The following is a 1279-nucleotide window of genomic DNA, read 5'->3' as shown; positions in this document are numbered from 1 at the left end:
AGTAGTCGTGAGGAGATCGTCGAGGTTTTCGACGCGCTCGACGACGACGTGGATCGGTTGTGCGGGTTGTCTTTTGACGTGCTCACCACCCCGGAGCGGCTGCGTGCCTTGGAGCGGGTGGAACGGGTGTATCGCCGGCTGCGCGCTCCGCAGCACGCGTTGATCAACCAGCTCGGCGCCCAAGCCAGTGCCGAGGAGTTGGGCGGTTCGCTGCGGGTGGGGCTGGCTGATCGGTTGCGTATCACCAAGTGCGAGGCCGCCCGGCGTATCGCCGAAGCCGCCGACCTCGGGGAACGCCGGGGGTTGACCGGCCAGCCGTTGGTGCCGCAGCTGAGCGCGACCGCGGCCGGTCAACGCGAGGGGCTCATCGGTGACGGGCACGTGAAGGTGATCCGTGGCTTTTTTGCCCAGCTGCCCGCCGCGGTGGACGTGTTGACCCGGCAGGCCGCCGAGGCCGACCTGGCCAAGCAGGCCCGCGGGTATCGGCCCGACGAGTTGGCCAAATACGCCGGACGGGTGATGGATTGGCTGCACCCCGACGGGGATTTCAGCGACGCCGAGCGGGCCCGCAAACGCGGGATCACCCTGGGCGCCCAGGAATGCGACGGGATGTCGCGCATCGGCGGGTTGGTGACCCCGGAGTTGCGGGCCGCGATCGAGGCCATGTTGGCCAAGCTGGCCGCCCCCGGGGCGTGCAACCCCGAGGATGAGATTCCGGTGGTCGATGCGACACCCGATGAGGACGCGGTGCGCCGCGACACCCGCAGCCCGGCTCAACGCAACCACGACGCCTTGCTGGCCGGGCTGCGCGCCCTGCTGGCCTGCGGGGAACTGGGCCGGCACAACGGGCTGCCGGTGTCGATCGTGGTGACCACCACGTTGCAGGACTTGGAGGCCGCCGCCGGCAAGGCCCTGACCGCCGGCGGCACGCTGGTGCCCATGTCGGATGTGATCCGCTGGGCCGGCCACGCCCACCACTACCTGGCGGTCTTCGACAACGGCCGATCGCTGGCGCTGCATCACACCAAACGGTTCGCCTCCCCCGCACAGCGAATCATGTTGTACGCCAAGGATCGCGGGTGCACCAAACCAGGATGTGATGCCCCCGCCTACCACAGCCAGGTCCACCACATCACCGGCTGGCAAACCACCCGCCGCACCGACATCGACGACCTCACCCTGGCCTGCGGCCCCGACAACCGGCTCGCCGAAAAAGGCTGGACCACCCGCACCAACGCCCGCGGCGAAACCGAATGGCTACCACCACCACACCTCGACC

At 69.2% G+C, this 1279-nt stretch carries 1 protein-coding gene; it reads left to right on the top strand.

Translation table 11 applies throughout. The features are described 5' to 3' along the window. Positions 1–1279: HNH endonuclease signature motif containing protein (locus A5756_RS11070; RefSeq protein ID WP_066952066.1), on the top strand; the 1279-nt coding region annotated here is incomplete at both ends.

The sequence above is a fragment of the Mycobacterium sp. 852002-53434_SCH5985345 genome, assembly GCF_001667155.1.
In the GTDB taxonomy this organism is placed as follows: domain Bacteria; phylum Actinomycetota; class Actinomycetes; order Mycobacteriales; family Mycobacteriaceae; genus Mycobacterium.
This window is presented reverse-complemented; position numbering and strand designations above follow the sequence as displayed.